Below are 25,637 nucleotides of genomic sequence, written 5' to 3' on the forward strand. Positions count from 1 at the left end.
TGAAGTCAGAACCCGTACTGGCGGCTGGCGAGATCGAACATGATCTCCTCGGACCCGCCGCCGATCGCCATCACGCGGACCTCGCGATAGATCCGCTCGACGCGACTGCCGCGAATGAAGCTGGCGCCACCGAGGATCTGGCACGCCTCGCGCGCGCAGAATTCCATGGTCTGGGTCGCCTGCACCTTCAGCAATGCGAATTCGCCCGGGGCGGCCTTGTCGTTCATCAGCGTCCACGCGCAATGGTCGATCCACGCCTGCGTCGCCTGGATGCGGCGCAGCATGTCGGCCAGCTTGTGGCGGATCACCTGGTTGGCGACGAGCGGCTTGCCGAACGTCTGCCGCTCGCGCGCCCAGTCAAGCGCGTCCTCGAAGCACAGCCGCGCGTTCGCCGCGGCCTGCTGCGCCATGCCGATGCGCTCGCCGTTGAAACTGCGCATGATTGCACCGAACCCGGCGTTCTCCGGCCCGATCAGGTTCTCAGCGGGAACTTCGACGTCGTCGAAATGGATCGTCGCGGTGTCTGATGAATGCCAGCCCATCTTTTCGAGCGCCGTGCGCGACACGCCGGGGCTCGCCATGTCGACCAGCAGCAGCGACACGCCGCCGATGCCGGGGCCGCCGGTGCGCACGGCCAGCGTGATCCAATCCGCGCGCATCCCCGAAGTGATGTAGGTTTTCTGGCCGTTGACGACATAATGGGCACCCTTGCGCTCGGCGCGCGTGCGCAGGTTGGCGACATCCGACCCGCCCGAAGGCTCCGTGATGCCGAGCGCAATGATCTTCTCACCCGCCAGCACGGCCGGCGCGATTGCCTGCTTCATCGCATCGCTGCCCCCCGCGAGAATCGGCGGCAGGCCGATCCCGTGAGTCATCAGCGAAGCGACGATCCCGCCCGCGCCGGGGCGGCACAGCTCCTCGCTCTGCACGAAGGAATGGAAGATCGTGCAGCCCTGCGCCGTACCGCCGAACTCCTCGGGATAGCCGAAGCCCAGGATGCCTGCTCGGGCCGCCTTGCGATGAAGCTCGCGGGGCAACTCTCCGGCGCGCTCCCAGGCATCGACGTTTGGCATGATCTCACGCGAGACGAAGGCGCGGACGCTGTCGCAGACGGCCTCGTGAGTATCGTCGTAGTGGGGCGAGCGGCTCCGCCACTCGTCGAACAGATGGGCCATCTGGGATCCTCCATGCGGCGGGTCCTGCCCCGTCTCGTTGCCGGAGGTATCGCGACCCACCCCTGCTTAGTCAATCGAGCGATTAATGCTGAGCACAACCCTCGCAACCTCCGCCGGGAGCAAAACGCTGCTTTGCCGGTTGAGCGCGGCGGCGACACGCGCCACAGACTTTATGTAACCGGACCTGATGGACTGGGTGAAGCCCGGCAACGTGGGGGCATCGAATTCATGATCGAACGCACGAGACTTGAAGCAGGCGGCCTGGTCGCTTTCGTCGGGCTGGTGACAGCCGGATTCATTGCCGTCGTTGGCGATTTCCTTGGCGCCATGTTCTGGGCGGCCGTTGCCGGGATCATGTTCCAGCCGCTGTTCCAGCGCGTGACCGGAACGCTCGGCGGACGTCGCAGTCTTGGTGCAGCGGTCACGCTTCTGGTGATCACCGTCGCCGTCATCCTGCCGCTGTTGCTGATTGGCAGCATGATCCTCGACCAGGCGGCGGGAGTTTACGCTTCGGTTCGCGATGGGCAGATCGACTTCGCTCGCTATTTCGACCAGATTCACGATGCGCTGCCGCGGCGGTTGCAGGACCTCGCCGATCGGCAGGGTCTTGGCAGCTTCGAGCGGATGCGCCGGCAGGTGTCGGCGGCGCTCGGCGGCAGTGTCAGCGTCCTCGCCAACGAAGCGCTGTCGTTCGGGCGCAACGCCGCTCAGTTCCTGCTGGTGTTCAGCGTCGGACTTTATGTGACCTACTTCATCCTGCGCGACGGAACCGACATCGGTCGGGCGCTGGTCCGCGCGGCCCCGCTCGAACGCGAAGTCGCGGAGCGGCTGGCGGACCGCTTCGTCACCGTGACGCGCGCGACGGTGAAGGGCTCGGTGCTCGTCGCGATGGCGCAGGGCGCGCTCGGAGCAGCGACCTTCGCGCTCGTCGGTGTGCCCGCCGCAATGCTCTGGGGACTGATCATGGCCTTCGCCGCGCTGCTGCCGGCAATCGGCCCGGCGATCGTATGGATTCCCGTGGCGATCTATCAGCTAGCGACCGGCCAGGTCTGGCAGGCGATGGTGGTGATCTTCTCGGGCGTTGCCGTGGTCGGCATGGTCGACAACCTGCTGCGCCCGCTGCTGGTCGGTCGCGATACGGGAATTCCCGACTGGCTGGTCCTGCTCTCGACCCTGGGTGGCATTGCTCTGATGGGCATCAGCGGCGTGGTTGCCGGACCGATCGTCGCCGCACTGTTCCTGTGCGGCTGGGAGATCCTGACCGAGGAGCGCGAACGTCAGGCGGCCTGACGCTCCCTGGCGTCAGAGCCGGGGCAGTGTCACGCCGCGCTGGCCCATGTACTTGCCCGCGCGGTCGGCGTAGCTGACCTCGCAGGGCTCGTTGCCCTGCAGGAACAGGAACTGACAGGCACCCTCGTTGGCGTAGATCTTTGCGGGCAAGGGCGTGGTATTCGAAAATTCGAGGGTTACGTGCCCTTCCCAGCCCGGCTCGAGCGGGGTGACGTTCACGATGATACCACACCGGGCATAGGTGCTCTTGCCGAGGCAGATGACGAGCACGTCGCGCGGCACGCGGAAGTATTCGACCGTCCGCGCCAGCGCGAAGGAATTGGGCGGGATGACGCAGACGTCGGTCTTGCGATCGACGAACGAATTCGAAGCGAAGTCCTTGGGATCGACCACCGCCGAATCGACATTGGTGAAGATCTTGAATTCGTCGGCAACGCGGGCATCGTAGCCATAGGACGATAGTCCGTAGCTGATGCAGCCGTCGCGTTGCTGGCGCTCGACGAATGGCTCGATCATGCCTTCGCCGATCGCCTTGTCGCGGATCCACTTGTCGGAAAGAATGGCCAACCCTGCCCCCGGAACTGATCTCGTCAGCCCAGTTGCGTTGGGCCGAACGCATCGGGCAATAGCACCGAAAGTCGTGTTTCCAACACTTCCTTGGGACCGATGCACAGGACGACCGGGTCGGTCCCGCCGAGAGCGGCGATTTCGTGAAGCACCTGGCGGCACCGGCCGCACGGCGTAATCGCGGAATCGATCCGGCCTGCAGGGCCACCGAGAACCGCCACGGCGACAAGGCCGCCGCGGCGCCCGGCATGCGCCGCGATCGCGCAGGCAACCGTTTCAGCGCAGAGCGAAAGGCCATAGCTCGCATTCTCGACGTTGGCGCCCGTTATGATCGCGCCGTCCTCGAACAGCAGCGCCGCGCCGACGTGGAACCCGGAATAGGGTGCATAGGCGCTGTCCATCGCCGTGCGGGCGGCAGCGATCAATGCATCGCGCGATGTGCCGGATATTGTCATGGCGCAGCGACCACCCATCGCACCGGTGCATCGAGCCCCGCGACGCGGGCGCGGCGCGAAGCGGTCCACATGACGAAAGGCCGTCCCGCATAGCCCGGGGCGAGATAGTCCTGCACCAGCCACAGGTTACGGTCCAGCAGCGCCGCGAGATGGTAACGCGCCTCGATCGCGCGCGTCGGCATCAGGATTGCCGCCTTGCCCACGTGCTTCTCAACCTGGTTGAGGAAGGTGGTCAGCTCGCTCTGGAGGGCCGCTTCACCCGGCGGCTCGGGGCACGAGCGCGAATCGATATCGAGCGCGACCGCCGGCGGCAGGAGATCCTTCTCGCGCGGGACCGTGGTCACGAAGTTCGCGGCCTGCGCATCGGCGGGCGCGCACAGGTCATAGACGTGAACCGCGCCGGCCTGCATTCCCGCGGATCGAACCGCGTCGATGCCCTCGCCGAACATGGGATCGCGCCGGTCGCGGCCCTCGCTCGCGGTCAGGTAAACGAAGTCTGCGCCGTCACCCTTGATCGTGCGCCACTCCGCCGGCCCGTCGTGCTCGTCGAGCCACAGGCCCTGGACCGGGAACCGCGCGCGGTCGGGTCGCCAGATGCGCGCCTGCCACCAGAGCGCGCCGGCACAGGCGAGCGCGATCACCAGCAATGCAAGGAGCAGGCGCTTTTGCACCTTGGTTCGCTTGGTCGTCATGACGTGAAGATGCGCCCCGAATCCGGTCTGTTTCAGCCCCTGATATGCAGCACGCAGATCAGGGTAAAGAGCCGGCGCGCGGTGGCGAAGTCGGTTTCGATCTTGCCTTCGAAGCGTTCGAGCAACAATTCGGCGGCGCCGTTGTGGACTCCCCTGCGCGCCATGTCGATCGTCTCGATTTCCTGGGCGGTCGCGCGGCGGATCGCCTGGTAGTAGGAATCGCAGATCGCGAAGTAGTCCTTGATCGGCCGCCGAAACCGGCCGAGGCCGAGGATGATCGTCTCGAGAAGGGTCGCATCCTCGTCCGAAACCGCGAGCGCCAGCCTGCCGTCTTCGACCGAAAGCCGCAGACGGTAGGGGCCGGTATGTCCGGCCTCGAACGGGCGCAGCGGCTTGAAGGTATTTTCCTCGATCAGGTCGAAGATCGCGATCCGCCGCTCCTGCTCGATATCGGCATTGCGCCAGATGATCGTCGCCTCATCGAGTTCGATATGCGAAATGCGCGGGTCCGCCATGGGGCAGTGTGTTTCGCAGACGCAACCGCCGCCCGCAAGCCCTCCCCGCTATCCACAGGCTGCGCGCCTTGCGCTTACCCGTGCCGCTCGGGCACAAAGGAGCGATGGCAGCCAGCGAAGCAATCCTCATGCGCGAACCCGACCAGACGCGCGCCCTTCCCTCCAACGTCGAAGCCGAGGCTGCCTTCCTCGGCGCGGTGCTGATCGACAACCGTATCCTCGAGGAACTGACCAGCCCGCTCAAGGCAGAGCACTTCCACGCCGCGGTGCACGGCCGCGTGTTCGAGCGCATCCAGGCGCTGATCGACCGCAAGGCAGTGGTCACTCCTGTCACGCTGAAACCCTACTTCGAAAGCGACGAGGGACTCAGGGAACTCGGCGGCACCGCCTATCTCGCCCGGCTCACCGCCGATGGCCAGGGCCTGCTCAACCCCCGCGAGCTGGCCGAACAGATCTACGACCTTGCGCTGCTGCGCGAGCTGATCACTGTCGGTCGCACGCTCGTCGAGCAGGCGATGGACACCAGCGAATCGGTCGCGCCGCTCCAGCAGATCGAACTCGCCGAAGCCTCGCTCTACAAGGTTGCCGAAGGCGCGCAGACCGGCAGCGAAGCGCAATCGTTCGGCCAGGCGACGCGCGTCTCGCTCGAAATGATCGAGAAAGCGCTGCTTTCGGGCGGTCATATCTCGGGCAAGACGACCGGCCTCACCTCGGTCAACGAGAAGATCGGCGGCCTGCACGATTCCGACCTCATCATCCTCGCCGGCCGTCCCGGCATGGGCAAGACCTCGCTGGTCACCAACATCGCCTTCAACGCCGCCGACAGGCTGCGTCGCGACCTGGCAGACGGCATCGCCCTCAAGGACTCGGTTGGCGCCGCGGTCGCCTTCTTCAGCCTCGAAATGAGCGCGGACCAGCTCGCCACGCGCATCCTCGCGGAGCAATCGGGAATCAGCTCCGAAGCCCTGCGCATGGGCCGGATCAGCCGCGACGAATTCCAGCAGCTCTCATTCGCGAGCCAGCGCCTGGCGGAGTTGCCGCTCTACATCGACGATACGCCCGCGCTCACGATCGGCAGCTTGCGCGCCCGCGCGCGGCGCCTGAAGCGACGGCACGACATCGGCCTGATCATCGTCGACTACCTGCAACTGCTGCAGGGATCTGGCCGGAGCGACAACCGCGTCAACGAAATTTCGGAAATCTCCCGCGGGCTCAAGACCCTTGCAAAGGAGCTTTCGGTCCCGGTGATCGCGCTCTCGCAGCTGAGCCGCGCGGTCGAGCAACGCGACGACAAGCGCCCGATGCTCTCGGACCTGCGCGAATCGGGCTCGATCGAACAGGACGCCGACATGGTCTGGTTCGTCTTCCGCGAGGACTACTATGTCGCAGCGAAGGAGCCGAAGGTCCCGCAGGGCAACGACGATCCCAAGGTGCAGGAAGCACATGCCGCCTGGCAGGCCGAGATGGAGCGGGTCTATGGGCTTGCCGAGCTGATCGTGGCGAAGCAGCGCCATGGCTCGACCGGCAAGGTCCGCCTGCGCTTCGAATCGCGGATCACGCGCTTCAGCGACCTCGCGTCCGACGACCTGCGCGCCGCCTACGGCAACGACGAGTAACGGAAAGCCGACCGCAAACCGCCGTTTCCTTGACTTTGCGGCCCCATCGCTCTACCTGCTGCGCTTTCCATCCTTCCTGGTTATGATCGGAGTGCCCCCGATGGCGCGCGTTACCGTCGAAGATTGCGTCGACAAGGTTCCCAACCGTTTCGATCTGGTCCTGCTCGCGGCCGAGCGCGCCCGCGCGATTTCGGGCGGCGCGGAGCTCACCGTCGATCGCGACCGTGACAAGAACCCGGTGGTGGCGCTACGCGAAATCGCCGACGAAACCGTGCGCCCCGCTGTGCTGAAGGAAAACCTGATCCAGTCGCTGCAGCGCGTCCTTCCCGAGGACGACGACGAGGTCGACGAGATCGGCTCGCTGTCGCAGTCGGCCGAAGCGCTGCGGATCACCGCTGCCGCGCCGGTGCGCAACACCTCGCTGGGCGCCGACTACGACGGCTGACGCCACGGCCGCCGTCTGGCGGAATGGCATCGAAAGGCGCCGGGGATAAAATTCCGGCACGTTCTTGCGTGCGCGCTGCGCGCTCGCCACATTTCCTCCATGGCCGGCCCCCAGCATCCGCATGCGCGAGGCGACCGCAAGACGGTCAAGGCCGTCCTTGGGCCCACCAATACCGGCAAGACGCATCTCGCCATCGAGCGACTTTGCGCCCATTCCTCCGGCGCCATCGGCTTTCCGCTGCGTCTTCTCGCCCGCGAAGTCTACGACCGCGTCTGCGCGATCAAGGGTGCACAGAACGTTGCGCTGATCACCGGCGAGGAGCGGATAGAACCCAAGGGCGCGCGCTGGCACCTGTGCACCGTGGAAGCGATGCCCAGCCGGCCCGACCTCGCCTTCGTCGCGCTCGACGAGGCCCAGCTTTCGGCAGACCCTGAGCGCGGCCACGTCTTCACCGACCGCCTCCTCAATACCCGCGGCCGCGAAGAGACGATGCTGCTCGGCTCGGCCACGCTCGAGCCGATGGTCAAAGCGCTGGTGCCCGAGGCGGAGATCATCACCAGACCCCGCTTTTCGACGCTGACCCACACCGAGCCCAAGAAGCTTTCCCGCATCCCGCCGCGCAGCGCGATCGTCGCCTTCAGCGCCGAACAGGTCTATGCGATGGCGGAAATGCTGCGCCGCTTCCGCGGCGGGGCCGCCGTGGTGATGGGCGCGCTTTCTCCGCAGACCCGCAACGCCCAGGTGGCGATGTACCAGGCGGGCGAAGTCGATTACCTCGTCGCCACCGACGCGATCGGCATGGGCCTCAACCTCGACGTCGCGCATGTCGCCTTTGCCGGACTGTCCAAGTACGATGGTCACCGCCACCGCCGGCTGACCACGGCAGAAATGGCGCAGATCGCCGGACGGGCAGGACGCCACCACAAGGACGGCACCTTCGGTGCGTTGGCGGGGATGGGCAGCCACGACCCCGAATTCGCGCCGGAAGAGGTCTATGCGATCGAGGAGCATCGCTTCCCGCCCCTCACCCGGCTGTTCTGGCGCGAGGCCGAACCCCGGTTCGATTCGCTCAAGCTCCTGATCGAAGACCTCGAAGCTCCGCCGTTCCGCCCCGAGCTCGCAACCCCGCCGCAGGCCATCGACCTCGCCGTGCTCAAGCGTCTCGCCGAAGACGACGAGATTGCCGCCAGCGTGCGTGGCCGCAGCTCCGTCTACCGCTTCTGGCAGGCCTGTTCGCTGCCCGATTTCCGCCAGCAGGGCGCGGAGACCCACGCCCGCTTCGTCGCCCGGCTGTGGCAGGACCTGCGCCACGGCTACCTCGGCGCGGACTACGTCGCCCAGGCCATTGCCCAGCTCGACAATCCGGCAGGCGACATCGACACGCTGCAGGGCCGCATCGCCGCGATTCGCTCGTGGTCGTACATCGCCCAGCGCCCCGATTGGGTGTTGGCGCGCGACGAAATGGCCGCTCGCGCCCGCGCGGTCGAGACGCGCCTTTCCGATGCGCTCCATGGACGGCTGACCGAACGGTTCGTCAATCGGCGGACCACCGTGCTCATGCGCAAGGTCGGCGCCGACGCCGGGCTTTTGCCGGTGCGGCTGTCCGAGGCCGGCGCCGTGCTGGTGGATGACGAACCGATCGGCCACCTCGAAGGGTTTCGCTTCATCGTCGATCCGCTCGCGCGCGCATCGGACCGCAAGCTCCTGCTCGCCGCCGCCGAACGACACCTGCCCGGCTTGCTGCGCCAGCGGGTCGAGGCGCTCGGGCGCGATGCGCGCGACGCTGGTCACGAAGAGAATGCATCGCGACCGATCCGGATCGAAGGCGACCGGATCGTCTGGCAGGGCGAGGCCGTCGCCCGGCTGGTTCGGGGCAAGACAATGCTCGCCCCCCGTCTCGCGCTGGAGCCCGCTCTTGCATCGCTTGCACCCGAAGCGCGCGATGCGCTCGAGAAGTCGCTCGCAGCATGGCTGTCGCGGCACCTCGCTCGCGCACTGGTGCCGCTGCGCAAGCTCGAAAGCGCAGGCGCCGCAGCCGAATCCGGTCCGGCCCTGCGCGCACTCCTGCTCCAGCTGGTCGAAGCAGGCGGTGTTCTCCCGCGCGCCGAGGCGAAGCTCGAGCGACTCGATGCTGCGCAACGCGAAAGCCTGCGCCGGCTGGGGGTGCGGGTCGGCTCGGTCGACCTGTTCGTTCCCGCGGCATTGAAGCCGGCAGCGCTCGCGATCTGGACCACGCTCGCCCGACTGCGCGGCATCGACCACCCACCGCTCGCCAACCCCATGCCGCCGGTGGTCGAAGGGCGCCAGCCGCCGCTCGGTTATCGCCGCGTAGGCGCCCAGTCGCTTCGCGTCGACATGGCGGAAAAGCTCATCCAGGTCGCGCACCGCGCGCGGGTCGGGGCACGAGCGCGGCGTTATTATCTCGACCCGGCGCTTGCCCGGTCGATGGGCCTCTCGACGGCCAGCTATGCCAACCTCCTGCGCGTTGCAGGGTTTCGCGTGGCGACGGGCCGCCCACTGGCGGATGGAGCTTTTGGGCCGCCGACGCCGCCGTTGTGGAACTGGCGACCGCCGAGCACCCGGCCAGCGACCGATCCGCCCGTCGCACCGCCACCCGCGAACGGCGCGTTCGCCGTTCTTGCGGAGCTCATCCGCTGATGCGCATCGACAAGCTTCTCTGGTTCCTGCGGCTCGCCGCAACCCGTAGCCATGCCCACGACTGGGCGCTCGAAGGGCATATCCGGCTCAACGGCCGACGGATCGAGCGACCAAGCGCAACCGTTCGCCCCGGGGACGTACTGGTGCTGCCGACCCTGCGCGGCGTGCGGGTCATCGAGGTCGTCGCGATCCCCACCAGGCGCGGTCCCGCGCCCGAGGCGCAGGCCTGCTATCGCCAGATCGAACCGGCGATCGCCGCAAGCGTCCCAACGGATGCTTGACGCCTGCCGCCAAACGCTTCTAGCACGACGGCAAACGATCAACGCCTGAGGGAACACCACCGCCATGACTTATGTCGTCACCGACGCCTGCATCCGCTGCAAGTTCATGGATTGTGTCGAAGTCTGCCCCGTCGACTGCTTCTACGAGGGCGAGAACATGCTGGTGATCAACCCCAGCGAATGCATCGACTGCGGCGTGTGCGAACCCGAATGCCCGGCCGAGGCGATCCTGCCCGACACCGAGTCGGGTCTCGAGCAGTGGCTCGAGCTCAACGCCAAGTACTCGGCCGAGTGGCCCAACATCACCGCCAAGAAGGACGCGCCCGCCGACGCCGACGAACACAAGGGTGAAGAAGGCAAGTTCGACAAGTACTTCTCGCCCGAGCCCGGCGAGGGAGACTGACCCTTCGCCGCCGGTTCGAGCGGATCGCCCGACGATTCGCTCCTCCGGTCGAAGCGCCGGGTCCGACCACAGGGTATCCCGTCCGTCGCGAGCCACAGAGCTGTTATCCCGCCGGTTGCCTTGGCTTTTGCCCCAGGATGACCGCGATTTAACGCGTCCGGGTCTGGCAATTTTATTACAGTGCTGCTATATAGGTTGCACGCGCCGGGCAGACTTGTCTCTGTTCCGGCGCCTTTTCAACACGAGAAGGCAGGACAAGCGGCAAACGCATCGCAAAGGGATCGCCGACCGAATCGCAGACGGTCGTTTGCCGGACCTCTCCCCTAAGGGCCCGGACCTTGTGCAGGAAGGATGGTTCTTCCATCCGAGGCCGTTCTGTACCCTGCCTGCGTCGAAAGGATAAGCAATGGCAGCCAAGGCTCTTGCCTTCGATGTTGGGGATTACGTCGTCTATCCGAAGCATGGTGTCGGCCGGGTGGTCGAACTGCAGCAAGAAGAGATCGCGGGCATGAAGCTGGAGCTCTACGTGCTCCGCTTCGAAAAGGAGCGCATGACCCTGCGCGTTCCGGTGAACAAGGTCGAAGCCATCGGCATGCGCAAGCTGTCTTCGGACAAGACCCTGCGCGAGGCGCTCGATACGCTCAAGGGCAAGCCCAAGGTCAAGCGCACGATGTGGTCGCGCCGCGCCCAGGAGTACGAAGCCAAGATCAATTCGGGCGACCTCGTGTCGATTGCCGAAGTGACCCGCGACCTGTTCCGCGCCGATGACCAGCCGGAGCAATCCTATTCCGAACGCCAGATCTTCGAAGCGGCGTCCTCGCGCCTTGCGCGCGAACTGGCGGCGATGGAAAAGACCGACGAACCGGCGGCGCTCAAGAAGATCCTCGCGATCCTCAACGAGCATGCTCCGAAGTATTACGAAGCGGTCTGAGCCGCCTCGCCTGCGACGCAAGGGGGCCGCCGGTTCGTAACCGGCGGCCCTTTTCGTTTCCACCGACGGCAGAAGCTGAACGCCGAACGACATGGCGCAAATGCCGGTGGTGCGTTACACCGGCAACACACCAGAGGGAGATTTCGCCATGTTCAGGACCTTCGCCAGGACACTCGTCGGCGTCGCCGTCGTCGGCTTCGCCGCCGCACTCTCGGGCTGCGATGCGGCCAGCGTCACGATCGACGGCGCGCGCGGCGTGCCGCTCTCCGAACTGGACCTGTCGGGCACGGCGCCCGAGGAAATCACGTTGCTCGGCCCCGACCAGGTCCAGATCACGCGAGGCGAACGGCTGGCCATCACCGTGGAGGGCGCCCCCCAGGTCAAGGACAAGCTGCGCTTCACGCTCAAGGATGGCAAACTCGGCATCGCGCGCGACAGCTGGAAGAGTGACGACCGCGAAGACAGCATCGCCACCGTCCGCGTCACCGTCCCGACTGCACGCGACCTGGTGCTCGCCGGATCGGGGAGGATCGCCATCGACGGGATCGCAGCAGACACCGCCAAGCTCACCATCGCCGGTTCGGGAACGATCGATGCCAATGGCATTGACGCCAAGGAGCTCAAGGTCGACGTCGTCGGATCGGGCAAGCTGCGCGGCGCCGGCTCTGCCGGCAATCTCGCCATGACCATCGCCGGCAGCGGCAGCGCCGATCTCGAGGGACTCGTCGCCCGGTCGGCCAAGATCGACGTGGCGGGTTCGGGCAATGCCCGCTTCGCGTCCGATGGCGAGGTCAAGGCGAACATCATGGGCTCGGGCGAGGTGCGCGTTAAGGGTCGTGCGACCTGCAAGGTTTCGGCAATGGGTTCCGGCCGCCTGGTCTGCGAGCCCTGACAGGTTCGCCATCGCGGTGGAGAGCGAGGGTTGCCAAGGTCGGGAATGCATGGAACGCTGACCCTTGGGGAGATTGCCATGCGCCAACCGGGACGTGCCCGTCCGTCGCTCGCTGCCGCGTCGAAACTGGCGCCCTTGCTCTTGTCGGGCTTCCTGGCCACCGGCCTGTCTGGATGTGTCGCCAAGAGCGCCTTCGACCTTGCCACCGCACCGGTGCGGGCAGGCGCACGGGCGGTGGACACCACCGCCGACGTCTACGACAAGCTCACCGTCAGCCAGTCGGAGCGCGACGAGAAGCGGGGCCGCGAAATTCGCCGGCGCGAAGAGCAATACGGCCGGTTGTCGCGCGACTACGATCGCGCCCGCCGCGATTGCACGCGTGGTGATGCAGATGCATGCGACGCGGCGCGCCTGCTCTACGACCGGATGGACGCGATGCGCGCCAGCGTTCCCTACGAGGAGCGATAGGGGCTAAGCCGCGGCCCGACGAAGCCGGTCGTTGATTGCCGTGCCGATGCCCGTCTGCGGTACCGGCGCGACCGCGATGCGGGCCTGGGGCGCTTCCGCCGCCGCGTGTAGGCAGGCGTAGAGCCGCGATGCCGCTTCGGCGAGATCGCCCCCGGACGACAGCGTGAGATCGCCGACGATCGCTCCGAAACCGATATGGAATTCGTCGGGCGCTGCGTCCGTTGCTTCAAGCCTCACCGGCTTGCCTGGCGCGTAGTGGCTCTCGAGCTGTCCGGGAGCCTCGATCCCCCGGGCATCGCTGGTCAGCCTGCCTGCGCCTTCGCCGAGTACGCCGGCGATCGCTGCAAGAGTGATCGGCCCCGGTCGCAGCAGGGCCCATGTTCCGTCCGCCCTTAGGCCGACAATGGTCGATTCCAGCCCCTGTTGCGTAGCGCCGGCGTCGAGGATCAGGTCGACCCGGGCGCCCAGTGAACGCATCACATGCTCGGCCGTCGTCGGGCTGACGCCACCGCTACGATTGGCGGAGGGGGCTGCCAACGGGAGGCCGCAAGCCCGCAGCAGCGCCTGCATCGCGGGATGGGCCGGGCACCGCAGCGCCACTGTCGGAAGTCCCGCGCTGACCGCGGCCGCCAGCGGAGCTTCCGGGCGACGCGGCGCCACGATCGTCAGTGCGCCCGGCCAGAAGGCCGCCGCCAACGCATGCGCGCGATCGTCGAACCGCGCCAGACGCTCGGCAGCTTCGACGTCGGGCACATGGACGATCAGCGGGTTGAAGTCCGGTCGTCCCTTGGCGCGGTAGATCCCGGCGACGGCTTCGGCACTGTCGGCGCGCGCGGCAAGGCCGTAGACCGTTTCCGTCGGGACCGCGACCGTACCACCTTGCGCGATGATCGCGGCGGCGGCCGAGATGCCGCTTTGATCGGCTCGGACCCGAACGGGAGGCTTTGTCGCATCCATGGCTTGGCGCTATAGCGCGCCAGCAGCGCTGCCAAGGAAAACAAGCATGGATTTCACCCCGCCCACCGCCGACCAGCTCCTCGCGATCAAGGTCTGTGCCGGGATCGACCAGCTCGCCGCTCACGAACGCTACGGCGCGGCCAGCGCCGATACCGTCGAAGCCATCGTCGAAGGCATCGGCGCCTTTGCCGCCGGCGAATGGGCGCCGCTCAATCGAATCGGTGATACCGTCGGTGCTCGCTGGGCGGACGGCGCGGTGACGCTGCCCGAAGGCTATCGCGCGGCATACCGGGCCTTCGTCGAGCAGGGCTGGAACGCAATTGCCGGCCCAACCGAATTCGGTGGCCAGGGGCTCCCCTTCACCCTCGCGACATGCGTGCTCGAAACGCTCGGCGCCGCCAACATGGGCTTCACGCTGCTGCCGATGCTGACGGTCGGGGCGATCGAAGCCCTGCACCACCACGGCAACGAGGCCCAGCGGGCGCTCTACCTGCCCAAGCTGGTGTCGGGCGAATGGTCGGGCACGATGAACCTGACCGAACCGCAGGCCGGTTCCGACGTGGGCGCGCTGCGCACGACCGCCACGCCGATTACCGAAGGCCCCCATGCGGGCAAGTACCGCATCGCCGGCACCAAGATCTACATCACCTTCGGCGAACACGACGCTGCCGAGAACATCATCCACCTCGTGCTCGCGCGCACGCCTGGCGCGCCCGCAGGCTCGCGCGGCATCTCGCTGTTCATCGTGCCCAAGGTGCATGTCGAGACCGATGGTTCGCTGGGCCAGCCCAACGACGTCCGCTGCGTTTCGATCGAGCACAAGCTCGGCATCAATGTCTCGCCCACCTGCGTCATGTCCTATGGCGACAACGGGGAATGCATCGGCGAGATGGTGGGGCGAGAAAACGGCGGCCTTGCCGCGATGTTCACGATGATGAACTCCGCGCGCATCAACGTCGGCAGCCAGGGCGTGCAGATCGCCGAGCGGGCGTTGCAGCAGGCCGCTGCCTATGCGCGCGATCGCGTGCAGTCCGCGCGGGCGAGCAGCGTCGACAAGACCCCGGTCCCGATCATCGAACACCCGGACGTGCGCCGCATGATCCTGCGCATGCGCGCCCTCACCGAAGGCGCGCGCGCGCTGCTTTATTACACCGCGGGCCAGGTGGACCGCGGCGCGCTTGGCGACGAGGCAGCCGGCAAGCGCGCCGAACTGCTGGTGCCCCTGCTCAAGGCGTGGGGCACCGATGTCGGCTGCGAGGTCGCCAGCCTCGGCATCCAGGTGCACGGCGGAATGGGCTTCGTTGAGGAGACCGGCGCGGCCCAGCATTACCGCGATGCACGCATCGCGCCGATCTACGAAGGCACCAACGGCATCCAGGCCGCGGACCTCGTCACGCGCAAGCTCGGCTTCGACAACGGCGGCGTGCTGCAGGCCCTGCTGGCCGACATCGCCGGCGAAATGGAAGACGTGCCCGAGGTCGCCGCGCTGGCGCGCGATGCCGCCGCGATCGGTCAATGGATGTCCACCAGCGCCTCGCTCGACGACAAGCTCGGCGGCTCCGTGCCGTTCCTGACGATGTGCGCGGTGGCGGTGGCGGGATGGCAGCTCGCCCGTCAGGCGCGCGCGAGCGCCGACCCGGCCAAGACAGCGGTGACCAAGTTCTTCAATCGCACCATCGCACCCGAGGCACGCGGCCTCGGCGCTGCCGCGATGGCGGGCGAGGAACTGCTCTACGAGCTGGACTCGGCGGCGCTGGTCGGCTGATGAACGAAGCGAACGCCCTGCTCGCGCGCATCGCCGACGCGCTCGAGCGGCTTGCGCCCGCGAACCCGGCAACGGCCGACTGGCTTGCCCACCCCGCCTATGTCTGGGACGGGGCCGCCGCGCGCGCGGTGGCATCGCTCGAAGCGCCCCCGCTCGACCTGATGCGCGGGATCGACCGCCAGAAATCGGCGGTGGTCGAGAACGTACGCCGCCTTGCAGGGGGAAGCGCGGCGCACGACATGCTGCTGTGGGGGGCACGCGGGATGGGCAAGTCGGCTTTGCTCCGCGCCGCGGTCGTGTCGGCGCAACAGGCGCTCCCGGGATCGCTGGCGCTCGTCCAGGCGGTCCCCGATCACGGCCTTTCTAGGTTGTTCGCTACGCTTGGTCCGATCCCGCGCCGGTTCCTCGTGTTCCTCGACGATCTCGGCTTCGATTCGGCCGATGCCGCGGATTCGCGCAAGCTGCGATCGTGGCTCGAAGGCGGCGTAGAGGCCCGGCCGGCGAACGTGCGCCTTGCGGTAACCTCCAACCGCCGCGCCATCGTCGAGCGGCAGGCAGGCGAGCAGGACGACCCGATCAACCCGCGCGACGCCGTCGACGACCGGCTGGCGCTGGCCGACCGTTTCGGCCTGAGCCTCGGCTTCCATACCTGTTCGCAGGACGATTATCTCGCGATCGTGGCAGGATACGCAGAACGGCATGGCCTAGCCTGGAGCGAGGGCGACGCGCTCGAATGGTCGAAGCGGCGCGGCGGCCGCTCGGGCCGGATCGCCTGGCACTATGTCACCGAACTTGCCGGTCGATCCGGCCGGTCCATCTGAAGCGACGCGGTCGCGCAACCTTGCGGGGGCGCCATCGCCGGAGAGCATGACAATGTACGATTTCAAACCCGTTGCGGGCCAATCCAGGCAGGACCTCTACGCCGAGCTGCTCGCCGCCGCCGGGGCGTTGACCGGGGGCGAGAGCGACGGCGTCGCCAACATGGCCAACGTGGCGGCCCTGCTCGCCGAATTCCTCCCCGACCTCAACTGGTCCGGCTTCTATAGGATGGTCGAAGGCGAACTCGTTCTCGGACCGTTCATCGGCAGGCCGGCCTGCATTCGCATCCCGCTTGGCAAGGGCGTTTGCGGAACGGCTGCGGCCACGGGCCAGACCCAGCTGGTCGAAGACGTCCACGCCTTCCCCGGGCACATAGCCTGCGACGCCGCCAGCCGGTCTGAACTCGTCGTCCCCATCGTCCGCGAAGGCGCGGTGATTGGCGTCATCGACCTCGACAGCCCGCTGCCGGCGCGATTCGACCAAGACGATGCACGCGGCATCGAGCAGCTTGCAGCGCTGCTGGCGGACCGCATCTGACGATCCGACGTGGCGACCCGGCCGAGGCATGAAATAGGTACAACTCCGGCTGGCGTCACTGGCGCGAACCGGCGGTTTTCCGTAAGAGAACCGTTGGCGTCAGCCGGCAAACCGGGGCAAGAGTAGTGGCACGCGCAACGCGTTTGAAGCAGATCGGATTGGCCGTGGCCGCCGCCGCTGCCGGCTTGTCGTACCCGGTTTCGGCGACCGAACTCGGCGCGCTGTCCGCACCTGCCACGCCCCGGCAGGTCGAGGTCGCGCGACCGGATGAAGCCCGTCTGCAGCGCTGGATGGAACAGTGCGGCGCCACCGCGTCGCGCCGGGATTCTCGCGCAATTCGCGAGGACTGCTCCGCCTTTCCCGGCACAGCGCTGCATCCCTTTCCCCAGAGCTACCCCGTCCCACCCGGATACCGCGTCGCCGGCTACCAGCTGGTGACCGTGCCGACAGGCACGCGCGCCGGCCCTGCACCGTGCTGCGAGGTCGTGACGGTGTCGGAGATCGTCATCGACGCGAGCGATCCGGTGCCGGAGGGTTATGTCGACGCCGGGCCGGCCCCGGCGGATGCCGTCGACCACGACTGACCTCGCGCACGCATATTCCGCAGGCCCCAACGAAAAAGGGCTCCCACGCCGGGGAGCCCTTCCTACCTGATCCTGCATCGGGTCAGAGCTTGCGACCGATCAGCTCCTTCATGATTTCATTGGTGCCGCCGAAAATGCGGGTGACGCGCGCGGCGCGCCAGCTGCGGGCGATCGCATATTCGTTCATGTAGCCGGCACCGCCGTGGAGCTGGAGACACTTGTCCATGACCTCCCACTGCAATTCGGTGTGCCACAGCTTGGCCGCGGCGCCTTCCTCGGGGGTCAGTTCGCGCTTGAGGTGGCGCGACAGCGCCCAGTCGAGATGCGCCCAGCCGACCTGCAGCTTTGCCTTCAGGTCGGCGAGCGTGAAGCGGGTGTTCTGGAAGTCCAGGATCGGCTTGCCGAACGCCTTGCGGTCGCGGGTGAAGGCGACGGTATCGTCGAACGCCTTCTGCGCTGCCGCCTGTGCGCTTACCGCGATCGACAGGCGTTCCTGCGGCAGCTCGCTCATCAGGTAGATGAAACCCTTGCCTTCTTCACCGAGGCAGTTGGTGATCGGCACGCGCACGTCGTTGAAGAACAGCTCGGAGGTATCGGCTTCGTCTTGGCCGATCTTGTCGAGGTTGCGCCCGCGTTCGAAGCCCTCGCGATCGGACTCGACGAGGACGATCGACACGCCCTTCCACTTGGGCTCGATCTCGGTGTCGGTCTTGCAGCACACCAGGATGAGGTCGGCGTTCTGACCGTTGGTGATGTAGGTCTTCGATCCGTTGATGACGTAGTGGTTGCCATCCTTGCGGGCGGTCGTGCGCATGCCCTGCAGGTCGGAACCGGTGCCCGGCTCAGTCATGGCGATGGCGGTCACGACCTCCCCCGACACCATCTTCGGCAGCCACTTCTGCTTCTGCTCTTCCGATCCGTAGGACACCAGGTAGTTGGCGACGATGTCCGATTGCAGCGAAAAGCCAGTCGAGGCGCCTCCGTTGTACGCGCCCTCCTCGTCGATGATCGCGTTGTAGCCGAAGTCGAGGCCGAGTCCGCCGTAAGCTTCGGGCACCGTCGGGCACAGCAGCCCGAGCTCGCCGGCCTTGGGCCAGACTGACTTCGGAACGAGGCCGTCTTCGGCCCATTTGGCGGCATTGGGCGCGATTTCTGTTTCCATGAAGCGGCGCACGGTCTGGCGGAACGCTTCGTGGTCCTCGTTGTAGGCGGTACGCGGAATCAGGTCGAGCGACATGGACGGGCTCTCCGGTTATCTGGTCTGATAGCCGGATTACGCCGCAGCCGGAGCCCGGTCAACGCAATTTAATCACGCGATTAAGTGCCTTTTCGGGAAGCAGGCCCGGTCAGATGGCCCCGCCCGACAGGCGCTGGCAGACGAGATCGAGCTGGTCGAGCGTCTTGTAGCGCACCGTCACCGCCCCCGAACTCGGATCGGCATCGGCCTGGATGCTGACCTTGAGCCCCAAAATTTCCTGCAGGTGCTGCTCGACGGCAGCGATGTCCGCCGAGAACGAAGGATCGCGCGTGGCGCGCGCCTTGCGGGGCGACGCTTCGGGACGTCCGGCGCGCTTGGCAAGCCTTTCGGCATCGCGAACCGACAGGCCCTTGGCGACAACCTCACGCGCAAGCGGCAGGGGATCGGGCAGCGCGGCAAGCGCCTTGGCGTGGCCCATCGACAACTGATCCCGCTCGACGAGCTCCAGGACTTCGTCGGGGAGCGCCAGCAGCCGCATCAGGTTCGCCACATGACTGCGCGACTTGTCGACGAACGTCGCGATCTCCTGCTGCGTCAGCCCTTCGTTTTCGGACAGCCGCTGGTAAGCCCGCGCTTCCTCGACGGGGTTGAGATCCTCGCGCTGGAGGTTTTCGATCAAGGCCAGCGCAGTGACATCGCGCTCGTCGAGTTGGCGAACGATCGCCGGTATCTCGTGCACCCGCGCCCGCTGCGAAGCGCGCCAGCGGCGTTCGCCGGCCACCAGCTGGTAACGATTGGCGCCGAGCGGCCGGACGATCACCGGCTGGATCACCCCGCGCGCCGCTATCGACCGCGCGAGGTCCTCGAGCGCTTCCTCGTCGAAGTGCCGACGCGGTTGATCGGGATGCGGCTCGATCTGCGCGACCGGCAGGAGAGCGACCCCAGTCGTCGGCGCGGCGGCGGTGCCGCCTGCACCCGGCGCGGTGCCCGAAGGCCGGACGAGTGCTTCTTCGCGCCGGGTTTCACCGAGCAGTGCGCCGAGGCCCCGTCCCAGCGCAGCGCGCTTCGGGGCTGCCGGCTTCACGCTGCTCTCCTCGCCGCTCATGCAGCCTTCCTCCGTTCGGGCAGGCGACCGATCAGCTCGCGCGCCAGCTTCATATAAGCCTGCGATCCCGCGCAGGCATGGTCGTAGATCAAGGCCGGCAGGCCGTGGCTCGGCGCCTCGGAAAGCCGGACGTTGCGCGGTATCACCGCTTCGAACACCAGATCGTGCAGGCACGAACGGACGTCTTCGGCCACCTGATCGGTCAGGCGGTTGCGCCGGTCGTACATGGTCAGCACGATCCCGAGGATGCCGAGATCGGGGTTGAACCGCTCCTGCACCCGCTCCACCGTCTGGAGCAGCTGGCTCAGACCTTCGAGCGCGAAGAATTCGCACTGCAGCGGCACCAACAGCGCATCCGCCGCAGTCAGCGCATTGAGCGTAAGCAGGCCGAGCGAGGGCGGGCAATCGATCAGGCAGATATCGTGTCCGGCGTCGCGCGCCAGCGCCGAGCGAAGCCTTCCGGTGCGATCGTCGACGCTGACCAGTTCGACTTCCGCGCCCGACAGGTCGACCGTTGCCGGAACGACGTCGAGCCCCGGGATCCGCGTCGGCACAGCACAATCGACAAGGTTCGCCTGGTCGATCAGCAGATCGTACGAAGAACGCTCCCGCTCCGACGCCGCCACCCCGATTCCGGTCGAGGCATTGCCCTGCGGATCGAGGTCGATCATCAGCACCTTCCAGCCGGTGGCGGCGAGCGCAGTGGCGATGTTGATGGCGGTGGTGGTCTTGCCCACTCCGCCTTTCTGATTGGCAACGGCAATCGTGATCATCGCATCGCGCCTTCGAAAAGCTCAAACGTCACGCATCTGGCGCGTGACGGGAGAGGATGAAGCATGCCCGCGGAGCCGTCCGACAATGATGCCGGCTTCAGCATCGGTGAGCGATTGTTCCACGTGGAACAGATGATTCCACGTGTGCGGAAGTTCGCTCACTTCATGCGCGGCCTTGGCGCCCTTGGGCAACAGCCAAAGCGTATCCGGTGTGGAAAAGCGGGCGGACAGACGCAGCAGCTTGTCGAGCGGGGCAAAGGCCCGCGCGGAAATGACCGCATAAGCCCCGTCCGGCAGGTCTTCGACACGCGACAGCACCACCGACACATTGTTGAGGCCGAGCGCCGCGGCCGCACGCGTCAGCCAGTCGGTCCGCAACCGGCGCGAATCTACCAGGGTGACCGCACGGTGCGGCTCGAGCGCTGCGACAACGAGGCCCGGAAAGCCGGCGCCGGTCCCAAGGTCGAGCCAGGGGCCCTCTGGCAATGTTCCACGTGGAACACACGCCAGCAGCTGCGCACTATCGACAATGTGCCGCTGCCAGACATGGGGCAATGTGCCGCGGGCCACCAGGTTCTGTCGCTCGTTCTCGGCAAGCAACAGCGCCGCCAGTCGCTCGAGCCGCTCCATCACGAACGGTTCGACAGCAAGCGCATCGGCCAACCACGCCTTGGCCTGCGCCTCGCTCCGGATCGCCGTCATGCGGCCTGCCGCCGACGCGCGTGGACGAGCAGGCTGGCGAGCGCTGCAGGGGTGATGCCGGGCAACCGGCCCGCCGTTGCCAAGGTGTCTGGCTGGGCACGCTCCAGCCGCTCGACCATCTCGCGCGACAAACCCGGCACTGCATCATAGGGGAACCCCTCGCCCAGCGGCACCGCATCGCTTGCCCGCAGATCGCGCAACTCGGCCTCCTGGCGCGCCAGGTAGGGCGCATAGGCCGCATCTTCCTCGACCTCTTCGACAAGCCCCGGATCGGACGCGCAGTTACCGAGCCAGGAACCGAGGCGATCGAGCGTGACTTCGGGAAAACGAAGCCATTCCGCGAGCGATCGACGCGCGCCGTCGGCACGGACCGACAGACCCTCCCGCGCCAGTTCCGCCGGCGTTGCTGTCTGTGCGAGCGCGCGCTCCAGCCGGGCGCGCGCTACCTCGCGGCGTTCCCACCATTCGCGCCGTTCCGCCCCGATGCAGCCCGCCTCGCTCGCCAGAGGCGTCAGCCGCGCGCAGGCATTGTTGGCGCGCAAGCGAAGGCGATACTCGGCCCGCGCAGTCAGCATGCGATAGGGCTCGCTGACGCCATGGAGGGTCAGGTCGTCGATCATCACCGCCATGTAGGCGTTCGCTCGGTCCAATTGCGGCGGCTGCTTCCCGAGCACGGCCGACGCCGCGCTGATCCCGGCGACCAGCCCTTGCGCGGCAGCCTCCTCATAGCCGGTCGTGCCGTTGATCTGTCCCGCGCAATAGAGGCCGGGCAGCGCCTTGACCTGCAAGCCGCGGTCGAGCGCACGCGGGTCGATGTGGTCGTACTCGACGGCATAGCCCGGCACGGTGATCTCGACCTGCTCGAGCCCCTCGATACTGCGCATCATCGCCAGCTGGACATCGCTCGGCAACGAGGTCGAAACGCCGTTCGGATAGACCGTGGCGTCATTCAGCCCCTCGGGTTCGAGGAAGACCTGGTGCCCGTCGCGGTCGCCGAAGCGGTGGATCTTATCCTCGATCGAGGGGCAATAGCGTGGCCCCTGCGCACCGATCGCGCCGGTGAACAGTGGCGATCGGTCGAGCCCCGCGCGGATAATGTCGTGAGTCCGTTCGTTGGTCCGCGCGATCGCGCAGAACACCTGCGGGACGCTCCGCGCTGGCGTCAACGGCGACATCGTCCACGGCTCGATATCGCTCGGCTGCTCGGGCAGGCGCGACCAATCGATCGTGCGTCCATCGAGGCGCGGCGGCGTTCCGGTCTTGAGCCGGGCCATCGGCAGCCCTGCACTGCGTAGCTGGTCCGCAAGACGGTGAGCTGCGTTCTCGCCGATCCGGCCGCCCACCATGCGCTCCTCCCCGCGGAACAGGCGCCCGCCGAGGAAGGTTCCGGTGCACAGCACGACGGCGGCGGCCGCAAGCGGCGTGCCATCAGCCAACTCGATGCCCGAGACCTGGCCACCTTCAAAGCGCAGCGACGCCGCTTCACCGGGAACGATGACGAGCCCCGGCTGTACCGTGATCATTCGCTGGATGGCTGCACGAAACAGCTTTCGGTCGGCCTGGACCCGCGGCCCCTGCACCGCGCTGCCCTTGCTGCGGTTGAGCATCCGGTAGTGGATGGCAGCGGCATCCGCCGCGCGCGCGATCAACCCGTCGAATGCGTCGACCTCGCGCACCAGGTGCCCTTTGCCCAGTCCACCGATCGCAGGATTGCAGCTCATTGCACCGATGGTGGCAGGATCGAAGCTGACCAGGGCCGTTGTCGCGCCCATCCGGGCCGCGACGGCGGCCGCTTCGACGCCGGCGTGTCCGCCGCCGACCACGATGATGTCGAACCGATGCATCGAGCGCGGATACGCCAACCACGCGGAGTCGTCAAAGGTCGCCGGTGTTCCACGTGGAACATACGCGATGGCGACCTCCTCCCGATCGTGCATCAGCAGGAACCGGACATCCATCTGGAAATGCCCGGCAAGCAGTCGTAGGCTTGCCTCATGACACGCTCCCGCAAAATCATCATCGGCATTCTTGCCGTCCTCGTCGCGCTCGGCCTCGTCGTCGTCTGGGTGCTGCGCGGTTCGCCCGCACAGTATACGCTGGCCGACACGACCGGGCCACGCCCGAAGCTCGCCGAGCCGGATCCGCAAACCTTCCCGACTCTCGGGCTTGCCAAGCCAGTCGGCTGGGGTGCCAACGAAACGCCACAGGCAGGCAAGGGTCTCGTCGTCACCCGCTTTGCCGATGGCCTCGATCATCCGCGCACGATGCTGGTGCTGGACAATGGCGACGTGCTGGTCGCAGAAACCAATGCACCGCCGTCCAACGGTCCTGGAGGAATTACCGGGATCGTGATGAAATACTTGATGAAGACGGTCGGCGCGGGCGACCCCTCCCCCAACAAGCTCGTTCTGCTGCGCGACACCAACGCCGACGGCAAGGCCGATCAGAAATTCGTGATTACCAACCCGGCCATCGATTCGCCGTTCGGCATGGTCGTGCGCGAGGGCCGACTCTACATCGCCAACCATAACGCGGTGGTCTCGTGGCCGTTCGCGCCCGGGCAGACGGCACTTACCGGCAAGCCCGAAAAGCTCATGGATCTTCCCGCAGCAGGAATGCACTGGGCGCGCAACCTCGCGCTCAGCCCCGACGGCCAGAGGCTCTATGCCACGGTGGGGTCCTCCACCAACATTGCGGACAACGGCATCGAGGCGGAGCGCGGTCGCGCGGCGATCCACGAGTACGACTTCGCCAAGAAGAGTGAACGCGAATTCGCGTCGGGCATGCGCAATCCCAACGGCGTCGACTTCAACCCGCGCACCGGGGAGCTGTGGGCCGTTGTCAACGAGCGCGACATGCTCGGCTCCGACCTCGTTCCGGATTACCTCGCCAGCGTGCCGCTGGGTGCGAGCTTTGGCTGGCCCTGGGCCTACTGGAAGAAGAACATCGACTGGCGGGTGAAGGAGCCGATGCCCGAGTATATGCTCGAATACGTGCGCAAGCCCGATTACGGCCTCGGTGCCCACACCGCGCCGCTGGGCCTCGTGTTCGCGCGTGGCGGCAATCGCATGGGCGCGCAGTTCGCGAGCGGCGCCTTCGTCGCGCGCCACGGCTCGTGGAACCGCAAGCCGCTGTCGGGATACGATGTCGTCTTCGTCCGCTTCGACGATCGCGGCAATGTCCTGCCATCGCAGCCGGTGCCGGTGCTCACAGGCTTCCTGACGCGCGACGGCAACGCCCATGGGCGACCGACTTGGGTCGCATTCGCCAAGGACGGCGCACTGCTCGTCAGCGATGACACCGGGGGCGTGATCTGGCGCGTGACCGCTCCCGGCGCCGCGCCTGCCGCAGCCATTGCGCCGATCCCGTCACGGACGCTCCCGCCCGAAGCCGAGGCGGGGGTGAAGTACATGGCGAGACCCAATGAAAGCTCTGACCTGGTCAAGCCTCGCCCGTGATCGAAGGCGTGTTCCACGTGGAACACGCCGCAATCCGTCTGTCGGTCACTTGCCGATGCAGAACCGCCCGAACAGTGCGTCGAGCATGTCCTCCACACCGGTCCGGCCGACGAGGCGGTCCAGCGCCCCGCGCGCCGACCGCAGTTCCTCCGCCCCGAGCAGAAGGTCGTGATGATCGGGTGCAAGCGCCAGTGACGCCGCGACCTCCGATAGCAGGTGGTGCTGGCGGGCGTTGAGCGCCGCGTCACCGGCTTTGGGGAGCGCGGCGCGGGCATGCTCGACCAGCGCCGCCCGTAGGTCTGCAAGGCCCTCGCCGGTGACAGCCGAGACCCTGCAGACCGGCGCCACCTTGCGACAAGCAGGGTCGGCGCGATCCGCCTGCGCTTCTATTTCCCACAGCGGCGCATCACGCGGCCCCTCGCCCTCCGGTCCTAGCCAGAGCACCAGGTCCGCGCGGGATGCCTCGGCCAAGGCCCGCGCAATGCCGATGCGCTCGACCGCCCCGGCGCCCTCGTCGCGCAAGCCTGCGGTGTCGGCAAACGTGAACGGCACACCGTCGAGCGCCACGCTGCGGGTCAGCACGTCACGGGTGGTGCCGGCCTCGGGTGCGGTGATTGCCGCTTCGGCCTCCACCAGCGCGTTGAACAGGGTCGACTTGCCGGCATTGGGCGGCCCCGCCAGCACCACCCGGAATCCCTCGCGCAAGGGCTCTGCCCGCGGGCGGGCAAGCCAGCCCTTAATTTCACCCGCGAGCGCCGCGCACCCGTCGCCGAACCCGGGGGGACCGCCGGTGTCGCCGACGTCGTCCTCGTCGCTGAAGTCAAGCGCCGCCTCGAGCTGCGCCGAAAGGCCCAGCAGGCGCAATCTCCAGGTTTCGACCACGCGCGACAAGGCACCCGACGCCATCGCCTGCGCCGCGCGCCGCTGCAACTCGGTCTCGGCCGTCAGCAGGTCGGCGAGGCCCTCGGCTTCCGCCAGGTCGATCCGTCCATTGGCGAAGGCGCGGCGGGTGAACTCCCCCGGGCCTGCGCGGCGCAATCCCGGCAACCGCTGCAGCGCCGCCTCGACCGCCGCGACCACGGCGCGCCCGCCATGCAGATGGAGCTCGACGCTGTCTTCGCCGGTCGCTGTTGCCGGTCCGGGAAGCCAGAGCACCAGCGTGCGATCTAGCAGATCGCCGCTCGCCGGATCGACCAGCGAGGCGAAGCTGGCGCGCCGTGGTGGCGGAAGGCGCCCGGCAAGCGCGCGAAGGGCGGCGCCGGCCTCGGGCCCGCTGATGCGGATAACCGCGATCGCAGCGGGCGGCGCGCCCGAAGACAGTGCGAAAATGGTGTCGATGGCCATGTCGCTC

26 protein-coding genes are annotated in these 25,637 nt (G+C 67.2%); 14 read left to right on the top strand and 12 right to left on the bottom strand.

Going from position 1 to position 25,637, the window contains the following annotated elements; genetic code table 11:
- Positions 1-5 precede the first annotated feature (5 nt).
- A complete protein-coding gene (locus tag K3A85_RS13740) occupies positions 6-1,175 on the bottom strand; it encodes an acyl-CoA dehydrogenase family protein (RefSeq protein WP_225207083.1) in 1,170 nt (389 codons plus the stop codon).
- Between the two features lie 12 nt (positions 1,176-1,187).
- On the opposite strand from K3A85_RS13740, the gene K3A85_RS13745 reads away from it, so the two are divergent.
- Positions 1,188-2,465, top strand: a complete 1,278-nt coding sequence (locus tag K3A85_RS13745; RefSeq protein WP_318248088.1) for an AI-2E family transporter — start codon at positions 1,188-1,190, stop codon at positions 2,463-2,465.
- 12 nt (positions 2,466-2,477) lie between these two features.
- Here K3A85_RS13745 and dcd read toward each other — a convergent pair whose 3' ends face one another.
- From dcd to K3A85_RS13765, 4 genes are read right to left on the bottom strand one after another with little or no spacing between them, the layout of a single operon-like run.
- Positions 2,478-3,032 carry a dCTP deaminase gene (gene dcd / locus K3A85_RS13750; RefSeq protein ID WP_225207084.1) on the bottom strand — a complete coding sequence of 185 codons (555 nt, stop codon included), beginning with the start codon at positions 3,030-3,032 and terminating at the stop codon, positions 2,478-2,480.
- Positions 3,033-3,055: 23 nt separating this feature from the next.
- Positions 3,056-3,487, bottom strand: coding sequence for a cytidine deaminase (locus K3A85_RS13755; RefSeq protein ID WP_225207085.1), 432 nt, complete (start codon positions 3,485-3,487; stop codon positions 3,056-3,058).
- The gene (locus tag K3A85_RS13760; RefSeq protein ID WP_225207086.1) at positions 3,484-4,179 is read right to left on the bottom strand and encodes a glycoside hydrolase family 25 protein; all 696 of its coding nucleotides are present in this window, start codon (positions 4,177-4,179) and stop codon (positions 3,484-3,486) included. The genes K3A85_RS13755 and K3A85_RS13760 overlap by 4 nt, the downstream gene beginning before the upstream one ends.
- 32 nt (positions 4,180-4,211) lie before the next feature.
- Positions 4,212-4,694 carry a UPF0262 family protein gene (locus K3A85_RS13765; protein ID WP_225207087.1) on the bottom strand — a complete coding sequence of 161 codons (483 nt, stop codon included), beginning with the start codon at positions 4,692-4,694 and terminating at the stop codon, positions 4,212-4,214.
- 104 nt (positions 4,695-4,798) lie between these two features.
- Here K3A85_RS13765 and K3A85_RS13770 point away from each other — a divergent pair, with 104 nt between their 5' ends.
- The 8 genes from K3A85_RS13770 to K3A85_RS13805 all read left to right on the top strand — a co-directional run bounded on the left by K3A85_RS13770 (position 4,799) and on the right by K3A85_RS13805 (position 12,388).
- Complete coding sequence (locus K3A85_RS13770; protein WP_225207088.1) at positions 4,799-6,310, top strand: replicative DNA helicase; 1,512 nt, start codon at positions 4,799-4,801, stop codon at positions 6,308-6,310.
- A 100-nt stretch (positions 6,311-6,410) separates the two neighbouring features.
- Positions 6,411-6,755, top strand: coding sequence for a DNA-directed RNA polymerase subunit omega (rpoZ, locus tag K3A85_RS13775; RefSeq protein WP_225207089.1), 345 nt, complete (start codon positions 6,411-6,413; stop codon positions 6,753-6,755).
- Positions 6,756-6,854: 99 nt separating this feature from the next.
- Positions 6,855-9,413: a helicase-related protein gene (locus K3A85_RS13780; protein WP_225207090.1), complete on the top strand. Its 2,559-nt coding sequence runs from the start codon at positions 6,855-6,857 to the stop codon at positions 9,411-9,413.
- Positions 9,413-9,694 (top strand): RNA-binding S4 domain-containing protein, encoded by a 282-nt coding sequence (locus K3A85_RS13785; protein WP_225207091.1) that lies wholly within the window; start codon positions 9,413-9,415, stop codon positions 9,692-9,694. Before K3A85_RS13780 ends, K3A85_RS13785 begins: the two co-directional genes overlap by 1 nt.
- Positions 9,695-9,758: 64 nt before the next feature.
- Complete coding sequence (gene fdxA / locus K3A85_RS13790) at positions 9,759-10,097, top strand: ferredoxin FdxA (protein ID WP_225207092.1); 339 nt, start codon at positions 9,759-9,761, stop codon at positions 10,095-10,097.
- Positions 10,098-10,503: 406 nt separating this feature from the next.
- Positions 10,504-11,028, top strand: a complete 525-nt coding sequence (locus K3A85_RS13795) for a CarD family transcriptional regulator (RefSeq protein ID WP_169493864.1) — start codon at positions 10,504-10,506, stop codon at positions 11,026-11,028.
- Between the two features lie 91 nt (positions 11,029-11,119).
- On the top strand, positions 11,120-11,920 hold the full coding sequence (locus K3A85_RS13800) for a head GIN domain-containing protein (RefSeq protein WP_225207093.1): 801 nt from the start codon (positions 11,120-11,122) through the stop codon (positions 11,918-11,920).
- Between the two features lie 78 nt (positions 11,921-11,998).
- Positions 11,999-12,388: a hypothetical protein gene (locus tag K3A85_RS13805; protein ID WP_225207094.1), complete on the top strand. Its 390-nt coding sequence runs from the start codon at positions 11,999-12,001 to the stop codon at positions 12,386-12,388.
- Between the two features lie 3 nt (positions 12,389-12,391).
- Here the strand turns inward: K3A85_RS13805 and K3A85_RS13810 are convergent, their stop codons facing one another.
- Positions 12,392-13,345: an L-threonylcarbamoyladenylate synthase gene (locus tag K3A85_RS13810; RefSeq protein ID WP_225207095.1), complete on the bottom strand. Its 954-nt coding sequence runs from the start codon at positions 13,343-13,345 to the stop codon at positions 12,392-12,394.
- Between the two features lie 46 nt (positions 13,346-13,391).
- On the opposite strand from K3A85_RS13810, the gene K3A85_RS13815 reads away from it, so the two are divergent.
- The 4 genes from K3A85_RS13815 to K3A85_RS13830 all read left to right on the top strand — a co-directional run bounded on the left by K3A85_RS13815 (position 13,392) and on the right by K3A85_RS13830 (position 17,050).
- Positions 13,392-15,110, top strand: coding sequence for an acyl-CoA dehydrogenase (locus K3A85_RS13815; protein WP_225207096.1), 1,719 nt, complete (start codon positions 13,392-13,394; stop codon positions 15,108-15,110).
- Positions 15,110-15,931 carry an ATP-binding protein gene (locus tag K3A85_RS13820; protein WP_225207097.1) on the top strand — a complete coding sequence of 274 codons (822 nt, stop codon included), beginning with the start codon at positions 15,110-15,112 and terminating at the stop codon, positions 15,929-15,931. The genes K3A85_RS13815 and K3A85_RS13820 overlap by 1 nt, the downstream gene beginning before the upstream one ends.
- Positions 15,932-15,983: 52 nt before the next feature.
- Positions 15,984-16,466: a GAF domain-containing protein gene (locus K3A85_RS13825; protein ID WP_225207366.1), complete on the top strand. Its 483-nt coding sequence runs from the start codon at positions 15,984-15,986 to the stop codon at positions 16,464-16,466.
- A 143-nt stretch (positions 16,467-16,609) separates the two neighbouring features.
- A complete protein-coding gene (locus K3A85_RS13830; RefSeq protein WP_225207098.1) occupies positions 16,610-17,050 on the top strand; it encodes a hypothetical protein in 441 nt (146 codons plus the stop codon).
- An 82-nt stretch (positions 17,051-17,132) separates the two neighbouring features.
- On the opposite strand, the gene K3A85_RS13835 is transcribed toward K3A85_RS13830, so the two are convergent.
- The 5 genes from K3A85_RS13835 to mnmG all read right to left on the bottom strand — a co-directional run bounded on the left by K3A85_RS13835 (position 17,133) and on the right by mnmG (position 22,672).
- Positions 17,133-18,287, bottom strand: coding sequence for an acyl-CoA dehydrogenase family protein (locus tag K3A85_RS13835; protein WP_225207099.1), 1,155 nt, complete (start codon positions 18,285-18,287; stop codon positions 17,133-17,135).
- A gap of 109 nt (positions 18,288-18,396) precedes the next feature.
- Positions 18,397-19,353, bottom strand: a complete 957-nt coding sequence (locus K3A85_RS13840) for a ParB/RepB/Spo0J family partition protein (RefSeq protein WP_225207100.1) — start codon at positions 19,351-19,353, stop codon at positions 18,397-18,399.
- Positions 19,350-20,126 (bottom strand): ParA family protein, encoded by a 777-nt coding sequence (locus tag K3A85_RS13845; protein ID WP_225207101.1) that lies wholly within the window; start codon positions 20,124-20,126, stop codon positions 19,350-19,352. Before K3A85_RS13845 ends, K3A85_RS13840 begins: the two co-directional genes overlap by 4 nt.
- Before the next feature lie 21 nt (positions 20,127-20,147).
- Entirely contained in the window at positions 20,148-20,828 is a 681-nt protein-coding gene (gene rsmG / locus K3A85_RS13850; protein ID WP_225207102.1) for a 16S rRNA (guanine(527)-N(7))-methyltransferase RsmG, read from the bottom strand.
- The gene (gene mnmG / locus K3A85_RS13855) at positions 20,825-22,672 is read right to left on the bottom strand and encodes a tRNA uridine-5-carboxymethylaminomethyl(34) synthesis enzyme MnmG (RefSeq protein WP_225207367.1); all 1,848 of its coding nucleotides are present in this window, start codon (positions 22,670-22,672) and stop codon (positions 20,825-20,827) included. The genes rsmG and mnmG overlap by 4 nt, the downstream gene beginning before the upstream one ends.
- A gap of 150 nt (positions 22,673-22,822) precedes the next feature.
- Between mnmG and K3A85_RS13860 the strand changes: the two genes are divergently transcribed.
- On the top strand, positions 22,823-24,286 hold the full coding sequence (locus tag K3A85_RS13860) for a PQQ-dependent sugar dehydrogenase (RefSeq protein ID WP_225207103.1): 1,464 nt from the start codon (positions 22,823-22,825) through the stop codon (positions 24,284-24,286).
- Positions 24,287-24,331: 45 nt separating this feature from the next.
- On the opposite strand, the gene mnmE is transcribed toward K3A85_RS13860, so the two are convergent.
- Complete coding sequence (gene mnmE, locus K3A85_RS13865; RefSeq protein WP_225207104.1) at positions 24,332-25,630, bottom strand: tRNA uridine-5-carboxymethylaminomethyl(34) synthesis GTPase MnmE; 1,299 nt, start codon at positions 25,628-25,630, stop codon at positions 24,332-24,334.
- Positions 25,631-25,637 lie beyond the last annotated feature (7 nt).

Origin of the sequence: Novosphingobium huizhouense, assembly GCF_020179475.1 — a bacterium.
Lineage (GTDB): Bacteria > Pseudomonadota > Alphaproteobacteria > Sphingomonadales > Sphingomonadaceae > Novosphingobium > Novosphingobium huizhouense.

Coding starts and splice junctions, on each gene's coding strand:
- K3A85_RS13740 (WP_225207083.1), bottom strand. CDS start 1,175: ATGGCCCATCTGTTCGACGAGTGGCGGAGCCGCTCGCCCCACTACGAC.
- K3A85_RS13820 (WP_225207097.1), top strand. CDS start 15,110: ATGAACGAAGCGAACGCCCTGCTCGCGCGCATCGCCGACGCGCTCGAG.
- K3A85_RS13835 (WP_225207099.1), bottom strand. CDS start 18,287: ATGTCGCTCGACCTGATTCCGCGTACCGCCTACAACGAGGACCACGAA.
- K3A85_RS13745 (WP_318248088.1), top strand. CDS start 1,188: ATGCGGCGGGTCCTGCCCCGTCTCGTTGCCGGAGGTATCGCGACCCAC.
- K3A85_RS13770 (WP_225207088.1), top strand. CDS start 4,799: ATGGCAGCCAGCGAAGCAATCCTCATGCGCGAACCCGACCAGACGCGC.
- fdxA (WP_225207092.1), top strand. CDS start 9,759: ATGACTTATGTCGTCACCGACGCCTGCATCCGCTGCAAGTTCATGGAT.
- K3A85_RS13765 (WP_225207087.1), bottom strand. CDS start 4,694: ATGGCGGACCCGCGCATTTCGCATATCGAACTCGATGAGGCGACGATC.
- K3A85_RS13800 (WP_225207093.1), top strand. CDS start 11,120: ATGGCGCAAATGCCGGTGGTGCGTTACACCGGCAACACACCAGAGGGA.
- K3A85_RS13795 (WP_169493864.1), top strand. CDS start 10,504: ATGGCAGCCAAGGCTCTTGCCTTCGATGTTGGGGATTACGTCGTCTAT.
- K3A85_RS13860 (WP_225207103.1), top strand. CDS start 22,823: ATGACACGCTCCCGCAAAATCATCATCGGCATTCTTGCCGTCCTCGTC.
- K3A85_RS13760 (WP_225207086.1), bottom strand. CDS start 4,179: ATGACGACCAAGCGAACCAAGGTGCAAAAGCGCCTGCTCCTTGCATTG.
- rsmG (WP_225207102.1), bottom strand. CDS start 20,828: ATGACGGCGATCCGGAGCGAGGCGCAGGCCAAGGCGTGGTTGGCCGAT.
- K3A85_RS13805 (WP_225207094.1), top strand. CDS start 11,999: ATGCGCCAACCGGGACGTGCCCGTCCGTCGCTCGCTGCCGCGTCGAAA.
- K3A85_RS13785 (WP_225207091.1), top strand. CDS start 9,413: ATGCGCATCGACAAGCTTCTCTGGTTCCTGCGGCTCGCCGCAACCCGT.
- rpoZ (WP_225207089.1), top strand. CDS start 6,411: ATGGCGCGCGTTACCGTCGAAGATTGCGTCGACAAGGTTCCCAACCGT.
- K3A85_RS13815 (WP_225207096.1), top strand. CDS start 13,392: ATGGATTTCACCCCGCCCACCGCCGACCAGCTCCTCGCGATCAAGGTC.
- K3A85_RS13780 (WP_225207090.1), top strand. CDS start 6,855: ATGGCCGGCCCCCAGCATCCGCATGCGCGAGGCGACCGCAAGACGGTC.
- K3A85_RS13840 (WP_225207100.1), bottom strand. CDS start 19,353: ATGAGCGGCGAGGAGAGCAGCGTGAAGCCGGCAGCCCCGAAGCGCGCT.
- K3A85_RS13825 (WP_225207366.1), top strand. CDS start 15,984: ATGTACGATTTCAAACCCGTTGCGGGCCAATCCAGGCAGGACCTCTAC.
- mnmG (WP_225207367.1), bottom strand. CDS start 22,672: ATGCATCGGTTCGACATCATCGTGGTCGGCGGCGGACACGCCGGCGTC.
- K3A85_RS13845 (WP_225207101.1), bottom strand. CDS start 20,126: ATGATCACGATTGCCGTTGCCAATCAGAAAGGCGGAGTGGGCAAGACC.
- mnmE (WP_225207104.1), bottom strand. CDS start 25,630: ATGGCCATCGACACCATTTTCGCACTGTCTTCGGGCGCGCCGCCCGCT.
- K3A85_RS13755 (WP_225207085.1), bottom strand. CDS start 3,487: ATGACAATATCCGGCACATCGCGCGATGCATTGATCGCTGCCGCCCGC.
- K3A85_RS13810 (WP_225207095.1), bottom strand. CDS start 13,345: ATGGATGCGACAAAGCCTCCCGTTCGGGTCCGAGCCGATCAAAGCGGC.